16 protein-coding genes are annotated in these 17419 nt (G+C 72.9%); 10 read left to right on the plus strand and 6 right to left on the minus strand.

Annotation, left to right across the window (positions count from 1 at the left end):
• Window positions 1–102: 102 nt before the first annotated feature.
• Window positions 103–2169, plus strand: coding sequence for a SpoIIE family protein phosphatase (locus tag ASG70_RS16880; RefSeq protein WP_156400072.1), 2067 nt, complete (start codon window positions 103–105; stop codon window positions 2167–2169).
• Between the two features lie 10 nt (window positions 2170–2179).
• Here ASG70_RS16880 and ASG70_RS16885 read toward each other — a convergent pair whose 3' ends face one another.
• Complete coding sequence (locus ASG70_RS16885; protein WP_056885005.1) at window positions 2180–3160, minus strand: universal stress protein; 981 nt, start codon at window positions 3158–3160, stop codon at window positions 2180–2182.
• A 144-nt stretch (window positions 3161–3304) separates the two neighbouring features.
• On the opposite strand from ASG70_RS16885, the gene ASG70_RS16890 reads away from it, so the two are divergent.
• Window positions 3305–3940, plus strand: coding sequence for an HPP family protein (locus ASG70_RS16890; RefSeq protein WP_056885006.1), 636 nt, complete (start codon window positions 3305–3307; stop codon window positions 3938–3940).
• Window positions 3941–4126: 186 nt separating this feature from the next.
• On the opposite strand, the gene ASG70_RS16895 is transcribed toward ASG70_RS16890, so the two are convergent.
• Both ASG70_RS16895 and ASG70_RS16900 read right to left on the minus strand, forming a co-directional pair.
• Window positions 4127–4723, minus strand: coding sequence for a hypothetical protein (locus ASG70_RS16895; RefSeq protein WP_056885330.1), 597 nt, complete (start codon window positions 4721–4723; stop codon window positions 4127–4129).
• Between the two features lie 138 nt (window positions 4724–4861).
• The gene (locus tag ASG70_RS16900; RefSeq protein WP_056885007.1) at window positions 4862–5341 is read right to left on the minus strand and encodes a hypothetical protein; all 480 of its coding nucleotides are present in this window, start codon (window positions 5339–5341) and stop codon (window positions 4862–4864) included.
• A 92-nt stretch (window positions 5342–5433) separates the two neighbouring features.
• Between ASG70_RS16900 and ASG70_RS16905 the strand changes: the two genes are divergently transcribed.
• Together ASG70_RS16905 and ASG70_RS16910 are read left to right on the plus strand one after the other, a co-directional pair.
• A complete protein-coding gene (locus tag ASG70_RS16905; RefSeq protein ID WP_056885008.1) occupies window positions 5434–7167 on the plus strand; it encodes a GAF domain-containing sensor histidine kinase in 1734 nt (577 codons plus the stop codon).
• A gap of 64 nt (window positions 7168–7231) precedes the next feature.
• Window positions 7232–7891, plus strand: coding sequence for a response regulator transcription factor (locus ASG70_RS16910; protein ID WP_056885009.1), 660 nt, complete (start codon window positions 7232–7234; stop codon window positions 7889–7891).
• Between the two features lie 64 nt (window positions 7892–7955).
• On the opposite strand, the gene ASG70_RS16915 is transcribed toward ASG70_RS16910, so the two are convergent.
• The gene (locus tag ASG70_RS16915; protein ID WP_056885010.1) at window positions 7956–8462 is read right to left on the minus strand and encodes a pyridoxamine 5'-phosphate oxidase family protein; all 507 of its coding nucleotides are present in this window, start codon (window positions 8460–8462) and stop codon (window positions 7956–7958) included.
• Between the two features lie 91 nt (window positions 8463–8553).
• Window positions 8554–9426 (minus strand): universal stress protein, encoded by an 873-nt coding sequence (locus ASG70_RS16920; RefSeq protein WP_056885011.1) that lies wholly within the window; start codon window positions 9424–9426, stop codon window positions 8554–8556.
• Window positions 9427–9578: 152 nt separating this feature from the next.
• Here ASG70_RS16920 and ASG70_RS16925 point away from each other — a divergent pair, with 152 nt between their 5' ends.
• On the plus strand, window positions 9579–10016 hold the full coding sequence (locus ASG70_RS16925) for a pyridoxamine 5'-phosphate oxidase family protein (protein WP_056885012.1): 438 nt from the start codon (window positions 9579–9581) through the stop codon (window positions 10014–10016).
• Window positions 10013–10432 carry a hypothetical protein gene (locus ASG70_RS16930; protein ID WP_056885013.1) on the plus strand — a complete coding sequence of 140 codons (420 nt, stop codon included), beginning with the start codon at window positions 10013–10015 and terminating at the stop codon, window positions 10430–10432. Before ASG70_RS16925 ends, ASG70_RS16930 begins: the two co-directional genes overlap by 4 nt.
• Before the next feature lie 12 nt (window positions 10433–10444).
• On the opposite strand, the gene ASG70_RS16935 is transcribed toward ASG70_RS16930, so the two are convergent.
• The gene (locus ASG70_RS16935; RefSeq protein WP_056885014.1) at window positions 10445–11737 is read right to left on the minus strand and encodes an acetyl-CoA hydrolase/transferase family protein; all 1293 of its coding nucleotides are present in this window, start codon (window positions 11735–11737) and stop codon (window positions 10445–10447) included.
• A 159-nt stretch (window positions 11738–11896) separates the two neighbouring features.
• Between ASG70_RS16935 and ASG70_RS16940 the strand changes: the two genes are divergently transcribed.
• The 4 genes from ASG70_RS16940 (at window position 11897) to ASG70_RS16955 (ending at window position 17381) form a co-directional block, all read left to right on the plus strand.
• Window positions 11897–12814: a slipin family protein gene (locus tag ASG70_RS16940; RefSeq protein WP_056885015.1), complete on the plus strand. Its 918-nt coding sequence runs from the start codon at window positions 11897–11899 to the stop codon at window positions 12812–12814.
• A gap of 122 nt (window positions 12815–12936) precedes the next feature.
• Entirely contained in the window at window positions 12937–15768 is a 2832-nt protein-coding gene (locus tag ASG70_RS16945) for a hypothetical protein (protein ID WP_156400073.1), read from the plus strand.
• Window positions 15769–15873: 105 nt separating this feature from the next.
• On the plus strand, window positions 15874–16878 hold the full coding sequence (locus ASG70_RS16950) for a patatin-like phospholipase family protein (RefSeq protein WP_235531558.1): 1005 nt from the start codon (window positions 15874–15876) through the stop codon (window positions 16876–16878).
• 116 nt (window positions 16879–16994) lie between these two features.
• Complete coding sequence (locus ASG70_RS16955) at window positions 16995–17381, plus strand: hypothetical protein (protein ID WP_056885017.1); 387 nt, start codon at window positions 16995–16997, stop codon at window positions 17379–17381.
• Window positions 17382–17419 lie beyond the last annotated feature (38 nt).

The following is a 17419-nucleotide window of genomic DNA, read 5'->3' on the forward strand; positions in this document are numbered from 1 at the left end:
GCGACACCTCTGCGTCACCCTTGTCACACCTCGTGCCGGGTGTCACAAATCCGCCGCGTCACTAGTTTCCGAGGGGGAGCCGAGCCGGGGTATCTTCGGTCCGTGAACCCACGGAACACCGCCGTTGGTGCAGGTCAGGACCTCATGGCTGCAGTCGCCGACACCCCTGAGTCAACGCCCGCGCTCGACCACACTGCCGGCGCCGCCGAGGTCGTGCGGGAGGTCTTCGACCAGCTGCCAGTGATGGTCGTGGCCTGGGAGGGACCCGACCACGTCGCGGTCGCGGCCAACGAGGCCTACCGCCGTTACGTCGGCCGGCCCGGTTTCATCGGCTCCCCGTGGAGCGAGGTGATGCCGGAGATCCGCGGGCAGCAGTTCTTCGAGATCCTCGACGCCGTCTACACGACGGGCAGGACGCAGGTCGGCTCCGAGTGGCGTTTCCAGATCCGGCGTGACGACACCGACCGACTGCACGAGATCTTCGTCGACTTCACCGTCTCGCCGCGGTTCGGCCCCGACGGCGAGGTCGTGGGCTCCACCTGCTTCGTCACCGACGTGACCGACCGGGTGCACGAGCGCCACGAGGCGGCCCTGCGCACCGCCCACGTGCAGGAGCGCTACGAGGCCGTGCACGACGTCGTCGTCGAGCTGCAGCGCGCACTGCTGTCCATGGCGCTGCCGGTGATGCCGACGGCGCACGTGGCGGCGCGATACCTCGTCGCGGCTGAGGACCAGGCCGCAGGTGGTGACTGGTTCGACGCCCTTGTCCTCGACAACGGGCACCTCGCGCTGGTGGTCGGCGACGTCGTCGGCCACGGCGTCGCCGCGTCGGCCGCCATGGGCCAGCTGCGGGCGGTCCTGGAGGAGCTGCTGCGCACCGAGACCGAGCTGAAGACGGTGCTCGAGCGCCTCGACGCCTACGCCTCTCACAGCCCCAGCATGCGTGCCGCGACCGTGGCCGTCCTCGTCCTGGACCCCGAGACCGGTCAGGCGGTCTACGCCCGGTGCGGGCACCCGGCCCCGCTCGTCGTCTCCGAGGACGGGTCTGTCCGCCACCTCGACGCGGCCTCGGGCGGTCCGCTGGGCACCGGTGCGCCGCACCAGCTGGCCCACGCCACCATCGCCCCGGGCGAGCTGGTGCTGATGTACAGCGACGGGCTCGTCGAGAGGGCCGGGCACTCGCTGGACGAGGGTGTGGCCGACCTGGCGAGGGTGGCTGCCGATGCGATGACCAACAGCAGCATGCCGCTCGGGGCGTCAGCCGTGGTGGCAGACCGCGTCGCCGAGATGACCATGGAGCTGATGACGCGCGGCGGCCACGAGGACGACGTCACGGTCCTCGCCGTCCAGCGCCTCGCCGAGCCCGTGCCCGGCCTCGACCTGCGGCTCACGGCCACGCGCGACAGCCTGCACCAGGTCAACGCAGCCTTCGGCACGTGGCTGGCGAGCTTCGGTGCCTCACCGGCCGACCGGTTCGCCCTCGAGCTGTCGGTCACCGAGGCCGTCACCAACGTCATCGAGCACGCCTACCCTGCGGGGCGCCCCGGTCCGCTCACCGTCACCGGTGCCGTGCTGCCCGCTGGCGGCGTCAGCGTACGGGTCGTGGACGAAGGGCGTTGGCGCTCACCGGATCCCGCGTCCACCACCGGTGGTCGCGGACTGCTGCTCATGACCCAGGTCGTCGACGAGGCCGAGGTGATCCACCCGCCGCAGTCGGCCGGGTCGGCCGAGGGCAGCCGTGGCACCACGGTGGTGCTGCGCCACCACGCGCACCGGCAGGCGGTCATGGCCTCCGGTCGCGGGCTGATCGACGACGAGCTGGACGACGACCGCCCCATCGCCGACTTCGACGTCGTCGGGCACGAGGACGACGACGGCCCGGTCGTGAGCTTCCGTGGCACGGTCGACCTCGACACCGCCGAGCGCGCCCGCGCATCCCTGCTCGGCGCGTCGCGCGGGGGAGTGCGTTCGCTGACCGTCGACCTCACCGAGGTCACCCAGCTGGCCAGCGCCGGGGTACGGTCGCTGTTCGAGGTGCGCGAGCAGCTCGCGGCCAACCGCAAGGAGCTCGTCCTCGTCGCCGAGCCGGGCAGTGCAGCTGCCGTGGTGCTCGAGCTCGTCTCGCTGCCCTACCAACACCCGGTCCCCACGCGCCCGACCCCCGCCTGAGCAACGTCGGCTAGAGCCGTTCGCGCACCGGCGGCACGGGGAGGCGGAAGCCCTCACCGTCGCCTGCGTGGTGCGCCGCCGCGTGTGCCGACTCGGGGTCCGGGTGGACGACGGCGACGGGGCAGTGGGCGGCGCGGATGAGGGACTGCGAGACCGAGCCGGCGAGCCAGCCCGACACAGCGCCCCGGCCACGGGTTCCGACCACGAGCAGCGCGGCGTTCTCGCTGAGCCGGGCCAGCTCGTGCACGGGGTGGCCCTGGGTCACCACGCGGCGCACGTCGACCGACGGGTACTGCTCGGCGAACCCCGCCACCGCCTCGGCGACGAGCGAGCGCTCCTCCTCGTTGATCTCGTCCATGTCGACGCTCCACGCCATCGCGGCCGCAGCACCTTCGACGCTGTCGAGCTGCCACGTGTGGGCGACGGTGACGCCGACACGCCGGGAGTCCGCCTGCTCGAACGCGAAGCGGATGGCGGCGGCGGAGACCTCCGAGCCGTCCACGCCCACGACGACGCGGGCGTCGCCCAGGCTGTGGGTGGGTGCCTCGTGGACGACGACGACCGGGCAGTGGGCGTGGGCCGCGACGTGCGTCGACACCGAGCCCAGGACCATGCCCCTGACGGCCCCGAGCCCTCGGGCACCCACCACCACGAGCGCAGCCTCCTTCGACGCGTCGACGAGAGCCTCGCCGGGTGAGCCGGTGCTGGTCACGGTGCTGACGGCCAGGCCCGGGTGGCCTGCGCGCACCTTCTCGGCCGCCTCGGAGCAGGCCTCGAGGGCCGTCTCGCGGAACACCCGGTCCAGGTCGGGCGGCAGGGGAGCGCCCGGCACCCCCGCGCGCACCGCGGGGTAGCCCATGGCGGAGTACGTGTGGACGACGACGAGCGGCGTCGCGCGCCGGCTCGCCTCCTCGGCCGCCCAGTCGAGGGCGAGGTCGCTCGTCCCGGACAGGTCGATGCCGACGATGACCGGACGGTGGGTGGTGTCCATGGCGTGCTCCTGGGTCGTGGGTTCCCTGCTGCCTCCACCGTCGGCCACACCCTCGGGACCGGACAGGGCACTAGGTCCCTGTCCGGGGTCACGTAGGAGCGGGAGCCTTGCAGCGCAACGTCCGTCGACCGCGGGGAGGCCGCCATGCTGGTGCGCGAGATCATGACCGTCCCGGCACACAGCCTGCCGCTGGGTGCCTCGATGGAGGTGGCGATCCAGCTCTTGGCGCGCGCGCACGTCTCCGCCCTCCCGGTCGTCGACCCCGACCGCCGCGTCGTCGGCATCGTGAGCGAGGCCGACGTCCTGCGCGTCCACCTGGTGCCGGACCCGCGGGCCCACCTGCGGCCCGTCGAGGCGCCGGAGGACCCGTGGCCGACCACGCTGGACGAGGTGATGACGCCCGACCCGGTGACGGTGATGGAGTCCGCGGACGTGGCCGACGTGGGGCAGCTGCTCGCCGACACCGGGTGGAAGAGCGTGCCCGTGACGCACGACGGCCGGCTCGTCGGCATCGTCAGCCGCAGCGACATCCTGCGGGCGCTGACCACCTCCGACAGCTCGATACGCCGGCACCTCACGCGCGAGTTCGCGGAGCTGGGCCGTGCCCGCTGGGTCGTGTCGGTGAACGAGGGCCAGGTGACCGTGTCCGGCACCCGCGGCAAGCGGGAGGCGCGGCTCGCCGAGGTGATGGCCTCCGCGGTCGCCGGTGTACGCCGCGTCGTGGTCACACCGTCCAACCCGGCGCAGAGCCGGGCGGAGGGCCACCAGCCCGCTCGGTGACACCTGCACGCTCAGTGAGCGCAACGTGTCGGAATGCATGTCCCATGACGGCACCTTGCGCTCACTGAAGCGCGCACTGAGCTGAGGTGCGTCGTACGGCGCCCCGCGGGACCGCACGAAAGGGGCCCGTCCCCGCGGGGCGGGAACGGGCCTGTCGGTGCTGGCCGGCGGAAGGACCGCGGAGGGCTACCGGAGCCAGTGGTGGTGGCGGACGATGTCGAGCCGGTTCCACGCGTTGCCGAGCCCGAGGTGGTGACCCGCGCCGGCGAGCAGCAGGACCACGAGGGACAGCGCGTAGACGAGGTGGTCGTCCATGAACGGGTTGTTGTCGGGTGCCAGGTAGGCGCTCCACATCATGACCAGCATGACGACGCCGGACCACACGGCGACCCGCATGCCGATGCCGAGCATGAGGGCGAGCCCGATGCCGAGCAGGCCGATCATGAACGCCCAGTCGGCCCACGCCGCACCGGCGAAGCTGCCGTAGAAGTCCTTGAGCGGACCGGCGGTGCCGAACTTGAGGAAGCCCTCGGTGGGGGATCCTCCATGGATCCAGGCGGCGTCACCGAAGCGGTCGACGACCCCGGTCTTGGCGTCACGGCCGGTGGCGAAGCCGAGGGCGAACGTCTTGTCCAGGAACGCCCACAGGAAGATCCACCCGAGGGAGAGGCGCAGGATCCCCAGCACCGGGCCCAGTGCTGACGAACCGGTCGTCTCGGTCAGGTCATGGTGCGTCGTCGCGGCCGCAGAAGCCGTGCCGCGCGGACGCGAGGTGGTGGTCATGGTCGTCTCCTTCTTCATCGGGTGGTGCAGGGGAGCCGGAGGGGTTGCTCCTCCTCGTCGGCGATGGTGCTGCCTCCGAAGGTCTCCAGCTCGAACGCTAGGGCCGGATGTGCCTGCCACGTATGGGCTTAGGTCCTGCTAACTCGTGAGTCCGGCCGCGGGACGGCGCTCAGCTGGCGTCGCACCGTTGGGCCGGGGGACCACGTGGACCGGGCACCGCGCGTGCGCCAGGCAGTACGCCCCGACCGTGGCACCGTCGCCCGCGCCGGGGGGTGCGTCCGGTCCGAGCCTGTCCTCGCCGATGACCAGGGCGATGGCCCGGGCGCTGCGGTCGACGAGCAGGCGACCCGGGTCGCCGACGGGTGACTCGAACGTGGCGCCGCGGTGCCGGCCGTGGTGCAGGGCGTGGAGCCCGGCCGCGAACGTGGCGGTCTCGGCATCGGCCCGCTCGAACGAGTCGAGGGCGCTCGGCACCACCTGGACGAACCGGATGGGCGCCTCGTGGAGGTTGGCGAGGTGGACGGCCGCGGCGGCGACGGCGGCGGCTGAGCCGTCGTTGACGAGGCCGGCCACGACCTCGGGTCCCGAGGGGTGGGTGTGGGTTGAGCGCGTGGTCATGCGGCGAGTGTGTGCCCATCGCAACGGGACCGGACACGGCCGAAGGTCCCGGACCGGCACCCAACAGGCACGAGTCGGCCTATCCTGCGGCCATGCCCTGGCACACGTCGCCCGACGGACCACCGCGCACTGCCCTGCAGGCGGAGGGTCTTCTCGACGCCGTGCTGGCCGTGAGCACCGGACTCGAGCTGTCCGAGGTGCTGCGCCGTATCGTGCGCTCGGCGTGCCAGCTCGTGGGGGCGCGGTACGGCGCGCTCGGGGTGCTCGCCCCCGACCGCGACCACCTCATGGAGTTCATCACCCACGGCCTCACGGACGAGCAACGTGCGGAGATCGGTGACCTGCCGCGGGGGCACGGCGTCCTCGGGCTGCTCATCCGCGACCCGAGGCCCCGGCGCATCGGCGACATCCGGACCCACCCCGACTCCTACGGCTTCCCGCCGCACCACCCGCCCATGGCCAGCTTCCTCGGGGCCCCGATCCGCGTTCGGGACGAGGTCTTCGGCAACCTCTACCTCGCAGACACGGAAGGGTCGGCGGCGTTCACCGAGGAGGACGAGAGCCTCGTGGTGGCGCTGGCCGGCGCGGCCGGTGTCGCCATCGAGAACGCACGGCTCTACGAGCGCAGCCGCGCCCAGCGCCGGTGGGCGCAGGCGATCGGTGACGTCAGCCAGGCCCTGCTCGAGAGCGAGACCGAGCTCGACGCCATGGCGGTCACCGCCGAGCAGGTGTGCCGCGTGGCTGGCGCGCGTGGCTGTGCCGTCGCCCGCGACCGCGAGGGCGACGCGCCGGTCGTCGTGGCCGTCCACCGCACCGACGACGAGCCCGCACCGGACCGGTTCATGGCGGGTGACCACGGGACCGGTCTGGGCGTGCTCGACGGTCCTCACTGGGAGGCCGTCCGCGACGTGCGGCACTCGCTGCTGCTCATTCCCGGAGAGGAGCGAGCAGCGGTCGCCGCCATCGTCGACGACGTCCGGGCGATGACGGGGCTGGACAAGCCGGGCCCCACGGCGCTCGTCCCGGTGACCGCCGGCGTCGGCCACGTCGGCCTGCTGCTCGTGACGTGGGACGCGGCCGACGCGGACACCGCGTCCGAGGTGCTCGGCCACCTCGACGATTTCGCCCAGCACGTGGGTCTCGCCCTGGTTGCTGCCAGCGCGCAGCACGACCGGGCCGCCGTCGCGATGTTCGAGGACCGTGAACGAATCGCCCGCGACATGCACGACCACGTCATCCAGCGGCTCTTCGCGACGGGGCTCTCGTTGCAGGCAGGCGAACGGCTGGCACAGCACCCTGTCGTGCGCGGCCGCATCGAGGAGGCGGTGAGCGAGCTCGACCTCGCGATCAAGGACATCCGCCGGGCCATCTACCAGCTCACCCCCGCCCAGCCGGTGGCCGGGCTGCGGGGGCGGCTGGCGGAGCTGGTGGCGGGGTATGCCGACGTTCTCGGCTTCGGGGCACGGTTCAGCCTTTCGGGGGAGGCCACCGGGATCGGCCCCGCGCTGGAGATGGACGTGTCCGCGGTGATCCGCGAGGCCCTCGCCAACGTCGCCCGGCACGCCCACGCCACGGAGGCGTCCGTGCGGGTCTTCATCGGCCCGAGCATCGAGGTCGTCGTCACCGACGACGGGACGGGGCTCGGCAACGGCGACCGGCGCAGCGGCCTGGCCAACCTCGCCGAACGCGCGACCGCCCGGGAGGGACGGTGCGAGGTCGAGGCCGTGCACCCGCACGGCACCAGGCTCACGTGGAGCGTGCCTGCAGGCAGCGCAGCGCGGCACACCGGGTGGACAGGACCATGGTCCCGCGAGGAGCACGGCTGATGCGGCATCGTGGACGGGCAGGGTGCGACCGCCCCTGCGCTGGCAGCGGCGGAAAGGGCGCCCCATGACGACGATCTTCCTTCTCGACGACCACGAGATCGTGCGGCGCGGGCTGCGGGAGCTCCTTGAGGGCACCGAGGGGTTCACCGTCATCGGCGAGTCGGGGTCTGCCCTCGAGGCGGCCCGGCGCATCCCGGCGCTGCGCCCCGACGTCGCGATCTTCGACGCCCGCCTCCCCGACGGGTCGGGGATCGACGCCTGCCGCCAGGTCCGGTCGGTCGACCCCTCGATCGCCGGGCTCATCCTCACCTCGTTCGACGACGACACCGCCCTCGGTGCCGCGATCCTCGCCGGCGCGGCCGGATACCTCCTCAAGGACATCCACGGCAACGGCCTCATCGAGGCCATCAGGCGGGTCGCCCGCGGCGAGAACCTCCTCGACCCCGAGCGCGCGCGCCGGGTCCGCACGGGCTGGCGCGAGGACCGCGACGCCGACCCGCGGCTGCGGTCGCTCAGCCCGCAGGAGCGCCGGATCCTCAACCACATCGCGGCCGGGCTCACCAACCGGCAGATCGGCGAGGAGATGGCCCTCGCGGAGAAGACCGTGAAGAACTACGTCACGTCGGTGCTCGCCAAGATGGGGATGGAGCGCCGCACCCAGGCCGCCGTGTATGCCGCGACCCACGTGCCGTCGGGGCCGAACGGGCGTACCGCGCGACGGTAACGTGCGTACCGCGCGACGGTAACGGGCGTACCGCGCCACGGTAGGGCTCCGCGGACGCCCCGGGTCAGCGGCCGGACGTCTCCCGTCCGGTGACGTCCCTGGTGGAGATCCGGATCCACCGCGTCGAGGACGGGTCCATGGCCACCCACGGGGGGCGGGAGATCGCCACGAGCCGGGCAACCTGCTGCTCGTCGTCGACGACCCCCGCCGTCCCGTGGACCAGGACCGACCAGCCCCAGCGCCGGGACGGGTCGAACCCGTCGACCTCGAAGGACACCCGGTCGCCGTCGATGGCGGCCTGGATCTTGGAGCCGCCCGCGGTGCGGAAGCAGATGTCGAGCCCGTCGAGGGTGTGGTTCACCGGCAGCACGGCGATCTCGCCGTCGAGGGCGAAGGCCACGCGTCCCACCGGCGCCGAGCCGATCCGGGCCAGGCAGTCCTGGAGGGTGAGCACGCGCATACCCGTGTGGTCGGTCGGCTCGGTCACCTCGGTGACCGGACCGGTGACCGGACCGGGGGCGGGGCTGGTGACGGGGCTGGTGACGGGGCCGGTGCTGTCGGTGTCGGTCATGGGACCCTCCGGTGCGCTGGTGGTGGGCGCCGCCGGGTCGGCCGGCGGCGCTGGATCTGTCGGCCGGGGCCTCTCGGCCCCCGGCCGTCGGTCAGGTCGAGCGGGGCGAGGGGACCACGAGGACGGGGCAGCTCGCGTGGGCGATGAGGTGGGCGCTCACCGAACCCAGGAGCAGGCCGGTGAAGCCGCCGCGACCCCGGGTGCCCACGACGAGCAGCTGGGCCCCGAGGGACTCCTCCGCCAGCGCGGCCACGGTCTGGGCCCGGACCAGCGTCGTGGAGACCTCGACGTCCGGGTACTTCTCGTGCCAGCCGGCGAGCATCTCGGCCACCTCGAGGCGCTGGGAGTCCACCACCTCGCGCCAGTGACCTTCCCACTCGTAGCCGGACAGGAACGGGTCGGGCTCCTCCCACCACCACGAGTGCACGGCCACGAGCTTGGTCCCGCGGGCCTGGGCCTCGGCGAAGGCCCACTCGACGGCGGGCGCGGAGTGCCTCGAGGCGTCCACCCCGACCACGACCGGGCCGGTGTGGGTCCACTTGCCGTTGTGTGGCGTCACGAGCACGGGGCAGTGCGAGTGCGCCGCCACCTTGTGGGTCGTCGCGCCGAGCAGGACGCCGGCCGCGTGGCCGAGGCCGCCGGCGTCGAGGACCAGGACGTGGGCGGTCTGGCTGGCCTCGACGAGTGCCGCGGCCGGGTCGGCGACCACGGTGTCCCTCGTCACGCGGAGGTCGGGGGCCAGGGTGTGGGCGCGGTCGCTGAACTCGTCGGTGGTGCGGTCCTGCGCCTCGAGCCGCTCGACGGTCCACGGGACGATGCCGATGCCGGTGGCGTGCAGGATGTGCAGGGGCCGGTGCATGCGCTGGGCCTGGACGACTGCCTCGTCGAGCGCGTGGTGGGCTGCCGCGGAGCGGTCGACACCCACGACAACGGCGTCGCGGGGCTGTGCGTCCAACCTGGTCATGGCCTGTCCTCTCGGTGGTGGTCACCCTCACGGTCGCGCCCCGCAGGGGGTGGTGGGAGGGGCGAAGGTCCTGCCCGCACGCCACTGGCGGAGGGCCGGATTCGGGACCTTGGACCCCACCCCGCGCCGCCCGGCGACGCCACCGTGGACGTATGGCGACGACGACCGACACCCCCATGACCGAGATGCCGATGCACGAGTGCTGGGCCCTGGTGCGCGAGGCGGTGGTCGGACGGCTCGCCACCGTCTTCGACGGCCACCCGGAGATCTTCCCCGTCAACCACGTGGTCGACCACGGCAGCGTGGTCATCCGGACCGCGGCGGGCGCCAAGCTGGAGAGCGCGGTGGGGCGGCTGGTGGCGTTCGAGGTGGACGGCTACGACGTCGAGAACCGCAGCGCGTGGAGCGTGGTGGTCAAGGGCCGGGCCGTCGAGCTGACCAGGCTGCACGACGTCCTCGACGCCATGAGCCTGCCCCTCTTCCCCTGGCACGGCTCCTCCAAGCCGCACTTCCTGCGTATCGAGGCCAGCGAGGTGACAGGTCGGCGCTTCGTGGTCGCCGGCGGGACCGAGCACGCGGGGACCTCGTGACCGCTGGGCCGCAGGACACCGCCACGCGGCGACCGGTCCGGCACCACCGCCTGCTCTCGTGGTCCCTCGCCTCGCCCCTGCACCAGCTCCTCGGGCGGCTCGCGCTGCTGGAGTACACCGCCTCGGACGGGCGCACCGTCCGGCTCCCCGTGCAGTACGCCCGCACGGGGAGCGACCTGGTCGTCGCGGCCGGGGGAGCGTCGCACAAGCGGTGGTGGCGCGCCTTCCGCTCCTCACGCCGGGCCGTCGTGCTCGTGGACGGTCGGCGGTATGCCGTGACCGGCGAGGTGGTGCCCCGCAGCTCCGCCCCGTGGGCGGTGGTGGCCGCGGCCTACCGGTCGGCCTTCCCCCTCGCGCGGCTCGAGGACGCCGAGCTCGTCCTGCTGCACAGGGCCACCGACCTGCGCCCGGTCTGACGCGCGCTGAGGTCAGCGCGCAGCCAGGCCCATCGCCTCGGCCTCGTCCCACAGCTCGTGCCGCACCCGGGGGCGGGCTGCCTGGTCGATCAGCGCCCGGGCCTGCTGCGCCGAGTCGGCACCGAACATCTCCGCCGTGCCTTGCTCGGTGACCACGGCCGTGTGCTGGAACGAGGTGACCGGGCCCTCCAGCAGCGGCACGATGGCGGAGGCGTCGGCCTTGGGGTGCCAGGAACGCAGCGCGATCAGCGACTGGCCGCCGTTCGACTGCATCGCACCCGTGACGAAGTCGCACTGGCCACCGAGCCCGGAGTGCAGCCGCGAGCCGAGGTGGCTGGCGTTCGCCTGGTCGTAGAGGTCGACGGTCAGGGCGCTGTTGATGCTCGTCATGGCCGGGTTGGCTGCGATCCTCGTGGGGTCGTTGACGACCTCGGTGCGCAGCATGCGCACGCCGTGGTTGCGGTCGAGCCAGCCGCGCAGGCGCGCGCCGCCGATGGCGAACGAGGTGACCACCGGCCGGGACGGGTCCAGCGCGCCGGCGTCGGCGAGGTGGAGCACACCGTCGGAGACCATCTCGGTCCAGACGGCCAGGGCCCTGCGCCCGGCGAGCCGCGGCACGACGGCGTCGGGAACGGCGCCGATACCCATCTGCAGCGTCGCCCCGGACGGCACGCGGTCGGCGATGCGACGGCCGATGGCCTCGATGGGGTCCCCGGACACGGGGGACCGTTGCGTGCCAGGAGCGTTCGCGGCGCGAGGCAGGTCGTTCGCGACCTCGCCCTCGGCGCAGGGCGGTCGCCAGAGCACGTCGAGCTGGTCGAGCACGAGCTCACCGTCGCCGAACGTGTAGGGCACGTCGTCGTGCTCCTCGGCGAGGACGCTCCCGCCGTGGGCGCGGCAGGACTCGATCGCCGCGGGCAGGATGTTGACCTCCATCCCGAGCGAGGCGCGGCCCTTCCACGGTGCCGAGGTCGTCACGAGCACCAGGTCGGGCACGAAGGTCGTCGAGAGCAGCCTCGGCACGTGGGACAGCCGGGCGGGGAGGTAGCGCGTGGCGGGGTGCCGCCGCATGCCCGGCCCGGCGAACGGGGTGACGGGGACGATGCCGGCGTGGTCGGGGATGCCCAGGGGCGCGTTGAGCATGAACAGCTCGACGTCCTGGCCCCGGGTCGCCGCGTCGAGCTCGCGCAGGAGGGCCCACGGCGCGGCGGCGTTGCCGGACGCGACGACCCGCAGCGGCCGGCCGGGGGTGGCGGCCCGGGCGAGGACCCGGCGGACATCGGCCTGCGACGACGTACTCGGCATCGCGCACCTCCGGATCAGTCGGCCGGCCGACGGGGGTCGCGACGGCGGGGCACCACGGTGGCAGTGCGCCTGGTCGTCCGGTCGGGCCCTTGGTCCCGATCCGCTTCCGAGGCGTCGGCGCATGCTGGGAACACCAGTACCAACCCCTCGGAGCCCACCATGTCCACCACCGCCACCGTCCTGGTCGTCATCGGCGTCGTCGTGCTCGTCGCCCTCGCCCTGTCCCTGCGCATCGTCAAGCAGTACGAGCTCGGGGTCCTGTTCCGCCTCGGCCGGGTCATCGGCGTCCGCAAGCCCGGGCTGCGGGTGATCATCCCGATCGTCGACGTCCTGCGCCGGGTGTCGCTGCGGATCGTCACCATGCCGATCCAGTCGCAGGGGATCATCACCCGCGACAACGTCAGCGTGGACGTGTCGGCCGTCGCCTACTTCCGCGTCGTCGACGCCGTGAAGTCGGTCGTCGCCATCGAGAACGTGTATGCCGCGATCGACCAGATCGCCCAGACCACCCTGCGCAAGGTCGTCGGCCAGCACTCGCTCGACGAGACGCTGTCGGAGACCGACCGCATCAACGCCGACATCCGCGCGATCCTCGACGTGACCACCGTGGAGTGGGGTGTCGAGGTGACGCTCGTGGAGCTCAAGGACATCCAGCTGCCCGACAGCATGAAGCGGGCCATGGCGCGCCAGGCCGAGGCCGAGCGCGAGAAGAGGGCCAAGATCATCAACGCCGAGGGCGAGTCGCTGGCCGCGTCGGCTCTGGGCGAGGCCTCGGACACGATGATGGCCCACCCGCTGGCGCTGCAGCTGCGCAACCTGCAGAGCCTCGTGGAGATCGGGGTCGACAAGAACACGACCGTCGTCTTCCCCGCGCCGTTGATGAGCACCATCGAGGAGCTCGGCAGCTTCCTCGCCCGCGAGGGTGCGGCGGCCACCCGCCGAGCACCCCAGGTGGCCAACGGCGCCCCTCGCCCCGTCGTGCTGGCGGACATGGCGGACGGGGCCCCCGGTCCGAGCCCGGCCGGGCTCGGCGAGAAGGCGGACGGCGCGCCGGTCGAGGGCGGCGCCCTGGTCTGACCGGGCGCCCTCGGCCGAACGGACCAGGTTCGAGCACCTGACGGCGCCTGCGCGGCGGCGGCCCCTACGATGTGCCGGGCTCGCATCGAAGGGGTGCGTCGGTGCTGGAGCAGGGGTGTGTCGTGCGGGTGACTCGGACGGTCGCGGCAGGGGTCGTCCTGGCGTTGGGGGTGCTGGGCGGGGCCGCGGCCGCCGCACCGGGTGCCAACGCATCAGCAGCTGACGCATCAGGAGCCGGCGACATCGCCCTCATCGGCGACCACGACAACCCGGCCCCGCTGTCCAGCGGCTACAAGTACTTCAGCGCCGGGCCGGTCGCCGGGGCCCCCACCGCTCGGGTGGATGCCGCCGACGCGACGGTGACGGTGTCGGTGACGGACACCTCGCACGGCGGTACGGCCAGCATCACGATGGCGTGGCCCGCGCGACCGGGGACATGGTCGCTGGACTTCACCGGACCCGACCCGGAGCAGACCATGAAGCTCACCCGGGGCTCGGCGGGCTGCACCTTCACCGCAGGCAGCCTGACCATCTACCGTGCCGACGCCACGGCCACCGGCGACGTCGCCGCGCTGTCGGCCGACGTCGACGGTTCCTGCTCCATCTCCGGCGGCGGGACCTACTCGGGTGCGCGGATCCGTATCGCTGACCCTGATCCCACGCGGCTGGTCGCCATCCCTCGCGCCACTCCCGCCAGCATCTCGACCGGCGCGCTGGCGGGCACCCCCGTCGCCCAGGACGTGACGGTGGGCAACACCGGCTCCAAGCCGTGGAAGGTGGGGGCCGTCGCCGTCGCCTCCACGAACTCCTGGAGCCCGCGCTTCAAGGTCGCCGCGGAGGCGAACCACTGCACCGGGGTCACGTTGGCCACGGGCGAGACGTGCACGGTCCAGGTCAGCATGACCGCCCCGGCATACCTGGTCACCGAGAACCTCATGGTGGGAGGCGACGCCGGGGCGACGCTGGTCGTGCCGCTCCGCTTCGAGGGCTACAACCCCGTCGAGCCGCCCTCTTCTCTCACTGCGCAGCAGGGCCGGGCCTCCGCGACCCTCTCGTGGCAGCCGCCCAGCGTCCTTCCGCGTGTCGGGTACCGGGTCTACGACACGACGTCGGGAGCGCGGACCCTCGTGGCGTCGGCAGCGGCGTCGGCCACCTCGGTCAACGTCCCGGGCGCCGGGCCTCGCACACTGGCCCTGGTGGCCGCGAACGGCACGTTCGCCGAGTCCACGGACGTCACGGTGAGCCCTGCGAAGGTCGACAGCGAGGTCGTCGGGAACGACTGGTACGGAGCCTCGCAGAGCGTGGTGACCGACGCGACCACCTCGCAGGCGAGGACCCTGTCGCTGGAGCGCGTCGACCTCGACCCCTCCCGCACGCTGTGGGTGACGCCGGCCTACTCCGACGTGCGCGTCTGTCCCGTGGCGACCGAGGAGTGCACGACCGTGCCCGGCACCACGAGCACCAGTGACGCTGACACGCCGTACGAAGCGATCTGGATGCCGGACGGGACCATCGCGTTCCTGCGCGGTTGGTCCTCCGAGCTGCGCGCGCTGTGGGTGGTCCGCCGTGACGGCTCGGGCCTGCGGAAGGTGGCCAGCGTTCCCGAGCGGTCACAGCTGGCTGCGGTGCCGACCGGTGGTGAGGTCGTGCTGCGCAACTCGCGCGACGACAGGCTCGAGCGCGTGCGCCTGAGCGACGGCCGGACCACGGTCGTCCCTGCCACCAGCTGGGTCGACGACTTCACCGTCTCGACGCAGGGGCTCCTGGTGCTCGAGCGGCGGGCCGACCCCGCCGCCTGGCTCGGTGACCGGGTCACCACGGTGATGCGGTTGGACGGCACGGGCGCCCGTCGTCTCGCACTTCCCGCCGGGGACAACCGGGAAGTGGTGTTCGACCCCACGGGCACCAAGGTGGCCTTCGCCCGCTACACCGACACGTACGAGGCGACCCTCTGGGTCGCAAGGGCCGACGGGTCTGCTGCCCGCGAGCTGTCTCCTGCGTCCACCGGGTGGCGTGACCTGAAGTGGTCGACCGAGGACGTCAGCACCCCTGGCGTCTCGGTCACAGTGCCGGCTTTCACGACGCGCACCGCGACGCTCAGCGTCAGCGCCACCGACGCCGACGACGCATCCGGGTCCCTGCGCAGGCAGTGCCGGCTGGACGCAGCCGCCGCGTGGGCGGACTGTGGGTCCACGGTGACCTACAGCGGGCTCGCGGCGGGGTCGCACCGAGTCACGGCCCGCAGCATCGACCCCGCCGGCCGGGTCTCGACCGAGGCGAACCGCAGCTGGTTGGTCGACGCGAGCGCACCCACCGCGTCCCTGGCAGCGCCCGCTTCCGTGCAGACCACCGTGCCCACGACCTTGAGCTGGACCGCTGCGGACACCGGAGGTTCGGGTCTCGCCACGTACGACGTGCGCGCCCGGGTCGCCACGCGATCGGCCGGCTTCGGCGCCTACCAGTACCCGGCGGCGTGGCAGGGGCTGACCGCACGCACCATGCGCGTGACGCTCACCCGGGGGAGCCAGTACTGCTACTCGGTCAGGTCGCACGACAAGGCCGGCAACGTGGGCGCGTGGAGCGCCGAACGGTGCACGGCCCTCCCACTGGACGACCGCGACCTCGCTGCAGGCCGCGGCTGGACCCTCGGCTCGTCGCCTTCCTACCTGTTCGGCACGTACTCGCGCACCACCACGTTCGGCGCCCAGCTCAGCGTCGGCGGCGTGCGAGGTCGCCGCCTCGTGGTCGTCGCCACCACCTGCTCGACCTGCGGCAGCATCGACGTCTACCACGCAGGCGTGAAGCTGGGTCGGGTGAGCCTCTACTCGGCGACGACCAGGACCCGTCAGGTGCTGTGGCTGCCCCTCGAACCCGTCACCCGGTACGGCACGGTCGTGGTCCGCAGTGCCGGCACGAAGCAGGTCGTCGTCGACGGCGTCGCAGTGGGCCACTGACCGGTCCTGTCCTGGCACCGGCGGCGCCGCGAACGTCATCGTTCCCCGCGACGGTCGGTGAAAAATGGCGGGTGCGACCCTGCCTGGCTCCTCTAGCCTCGGGACGTGGCGCGCGTGGACCCCGATGACGACAGCATCCGTCGCCTGAGCGCCGAGATCGAACGACGGCGCCGCGCAGGCGGCGAGCCCGACCCGGCGGCACCTGACCGACCTGGTCGTCGTGCCCTGGTCCTCGCCGGCGGGGGAGCGGCTGGCAACGCCTGGGAGCTCGGTCTCATCGCCGGGCTCCACGACGCAGGCGTCGACCTGACGGAGGCAGACGTCATCATCGGCACCTCCGCCGGGTCGACGGTTGCCGCGCAGGTCACCAGCGGCACGTCGCCGGCCGACCTGTATGCCCCGATCCTCGCGGAAGTCCCTGCGTCGCCGCCGGCGACCGGCCGAGAAGGGCTGCGGCACAGCGCGTCTCGCGGCGTCTCCGGGCAGAGCTACCTCGAGTGGTCGAACGCCGTCATCGCCTCCGCCGCCGACGCGCCGGACATGCGTCGCAAGATGGGGGCGGCTGCGCTGCAGGCGGATTCGTCGCAGGGATCCGGCGCGGCTCGCTGGCGCGACATCGTCGCAGCCCGGCTCCCCAGCCACCAGTGGCCGGACCAGCATCACCTGGTGGTCGTAGCCGTCGACGCCCGCACGGGTGAGCCGGTCGTGTTCGACCGGCACAGCGGCGTCGACCTGGTGGACGCGGTGGCGGCCAGCACGTCGGCGATGACGCCCTACCGGATCGGTGACGGCCTCTACATCAACGGGGGCTACCGGCGCAGCGAGAACGCCGACCTCGCAACGGGCTACGAGCGCGTGCTCGTGCTGTCACCGTTCAGCGGCCGGTCGCGCATGCCGCTCGAGTGGCGCATGGACCTGGCCGCGCAGGTCGAGGAGCTGCGGGGGAGCGGGAGCCGGGTCGAGACCGTGTTCCCCGGTGCCGGCGCGGGTGAGGTGTTCGACGCGAACGCACTGGACCCCTCGACCCGACGGCAGGCGGCTGTCGGCGGTCACGAGCAGGGTCGAGCCCTCGCGGCGACGCTCGCCGAGTTCTGGGGTCGTCCGGCATGACGCTCAGCGCCAACGTCGCACCGTGCGCGGCCCCCTGCCGTCGCCCGGGCCTTCGCCGACAACGGGTCCGTGAGAGCGTGGGCGGGCACCGACCACGGGTGAGCTGAGGAGGGCCAATGGCAGAGCTCGTTCTCGAGGGTGACCAGGTCGTCCTCAGGCTGACCACGCGGGAGCGCCTCCTCGCGGCACACCGTGACGTGCGGGTGCCGCTGTCTGCCGTCACCAGCGTCGAGCTCGTCGAAGCACCCATCCAGCGGATCCGAGGGCTGCGACCCAGGTGCTCCAAGGTGGTCGGCGGGTACTGGCCGGGCCTGTTCGCCTACGGGTCCTTCTTCGACGGCACCGTGCACAGGCGGCTCTTCGCCGCGGTCGGTGGCCGCACGCGCAGGGGCGTGGAGGTCGGCCTCGACGACGCCCGGTACAGCCGGCTCGTGGTGAGCCTCGACCAGCCCGAGGTGACCAAGGCCGCCCTGACCGCCCGGAGGCCGCCACGGCCGTCCTGATCACCAGCAAGTGGCCATCGCCCTCCTGACCACCTGAG

Origin of the sequence: Phycicoccus sp. Soil748, assembly GCF_001428025.1 — a bacterium.
In the GTDB taxonomy this organism is placed as follows: Bacteria; Actinomycetota; Actinomycetes; order Actinomycetales; family Dermatophilaceae; genus Pedococcus.

Coding starts and splice junctions, on each gene's coding strand:
- ASG70_RS16885 (WP_056885005.1), bottom strand. CDS start 3,160: ATGGACACCACCCACCGTCCGGTCATCGTCGGCATCGACCTGTCCGGG.
- ASG70_RS16890 (WP_056885006.1), top strand. CDS start 3,305: ATGCTGGTGCGCGAGATCATGACCGTCCCGGCACACAGCCTGCCGCTG.
- ASG70_RS16895 (WP_056885330.1), bottom strand. CDS start 4,723: ATGACCACCACCTCGCGTCCGCGCGGCACGGCTTCTGCGGCCGCGACG.
- ASG70_RS16900 (WP_056885007.1), bottom strand. CDS start 5,341: ATGACCACGCGCTCAACCCACACCCACCCCTCGGGACCCGAGGTCGTG.
- ASG70_RS16905 (WP_056885008.1), top strand. CDS start 5,434: ATGCCCTGGCACACGTCGCCCGACGGACCACCGCGCACTGCCCTGCAG.
- ASG70_RS16910 (WP_056885009.1), top strand. CDS start 7,232: ATGACGACGATCTTCCTTCTCGACGACCACGAGATCGTGCGGCGCGGG.
- ASG70_RS16915 (WP_056885010.1), bottom strand. CDS start 8,462: ATGACCGACACCGACAGCACCGGCCCCGTCACCAGCCCCGTCACCAGC.
- ASG70_RS16920 (WP_056885011.1), bottom strand. CDS start 9,426: ATGACCAGGTTGGACGCACAGCCCCGCGACGCCGTTGTCGTGGGTGTC.
- ASG70_RS16925 (WP_056885012.1), top strand. CDS start 9,579: ATGGCGACGACGACCGACACCCCCATGACCGAGATGCCGATGCACGAG.
- ASG70_RS16935 (WP_056885014.1), bottom strand. CDS start 11,737: ATGCCGAGTACGTCGTCGCAGGCCGATGTCCGCCGGGTCCTCGCCCGG.
- ASG70_RS16940 (WP_056885015.1), top strand. CDS start 11,897: ATGTCCACCACCGCCACCGTCCTGGTCGTCATCGGCGTCGTCGTGCTC.
- ASG70_RS16955 (WP_056885017.1), top strand. CDS start 16,995: ATGGCAGAGCTCGTTCTCGAGGGTGACCAGGTCGTCCTCAGGCTGACC.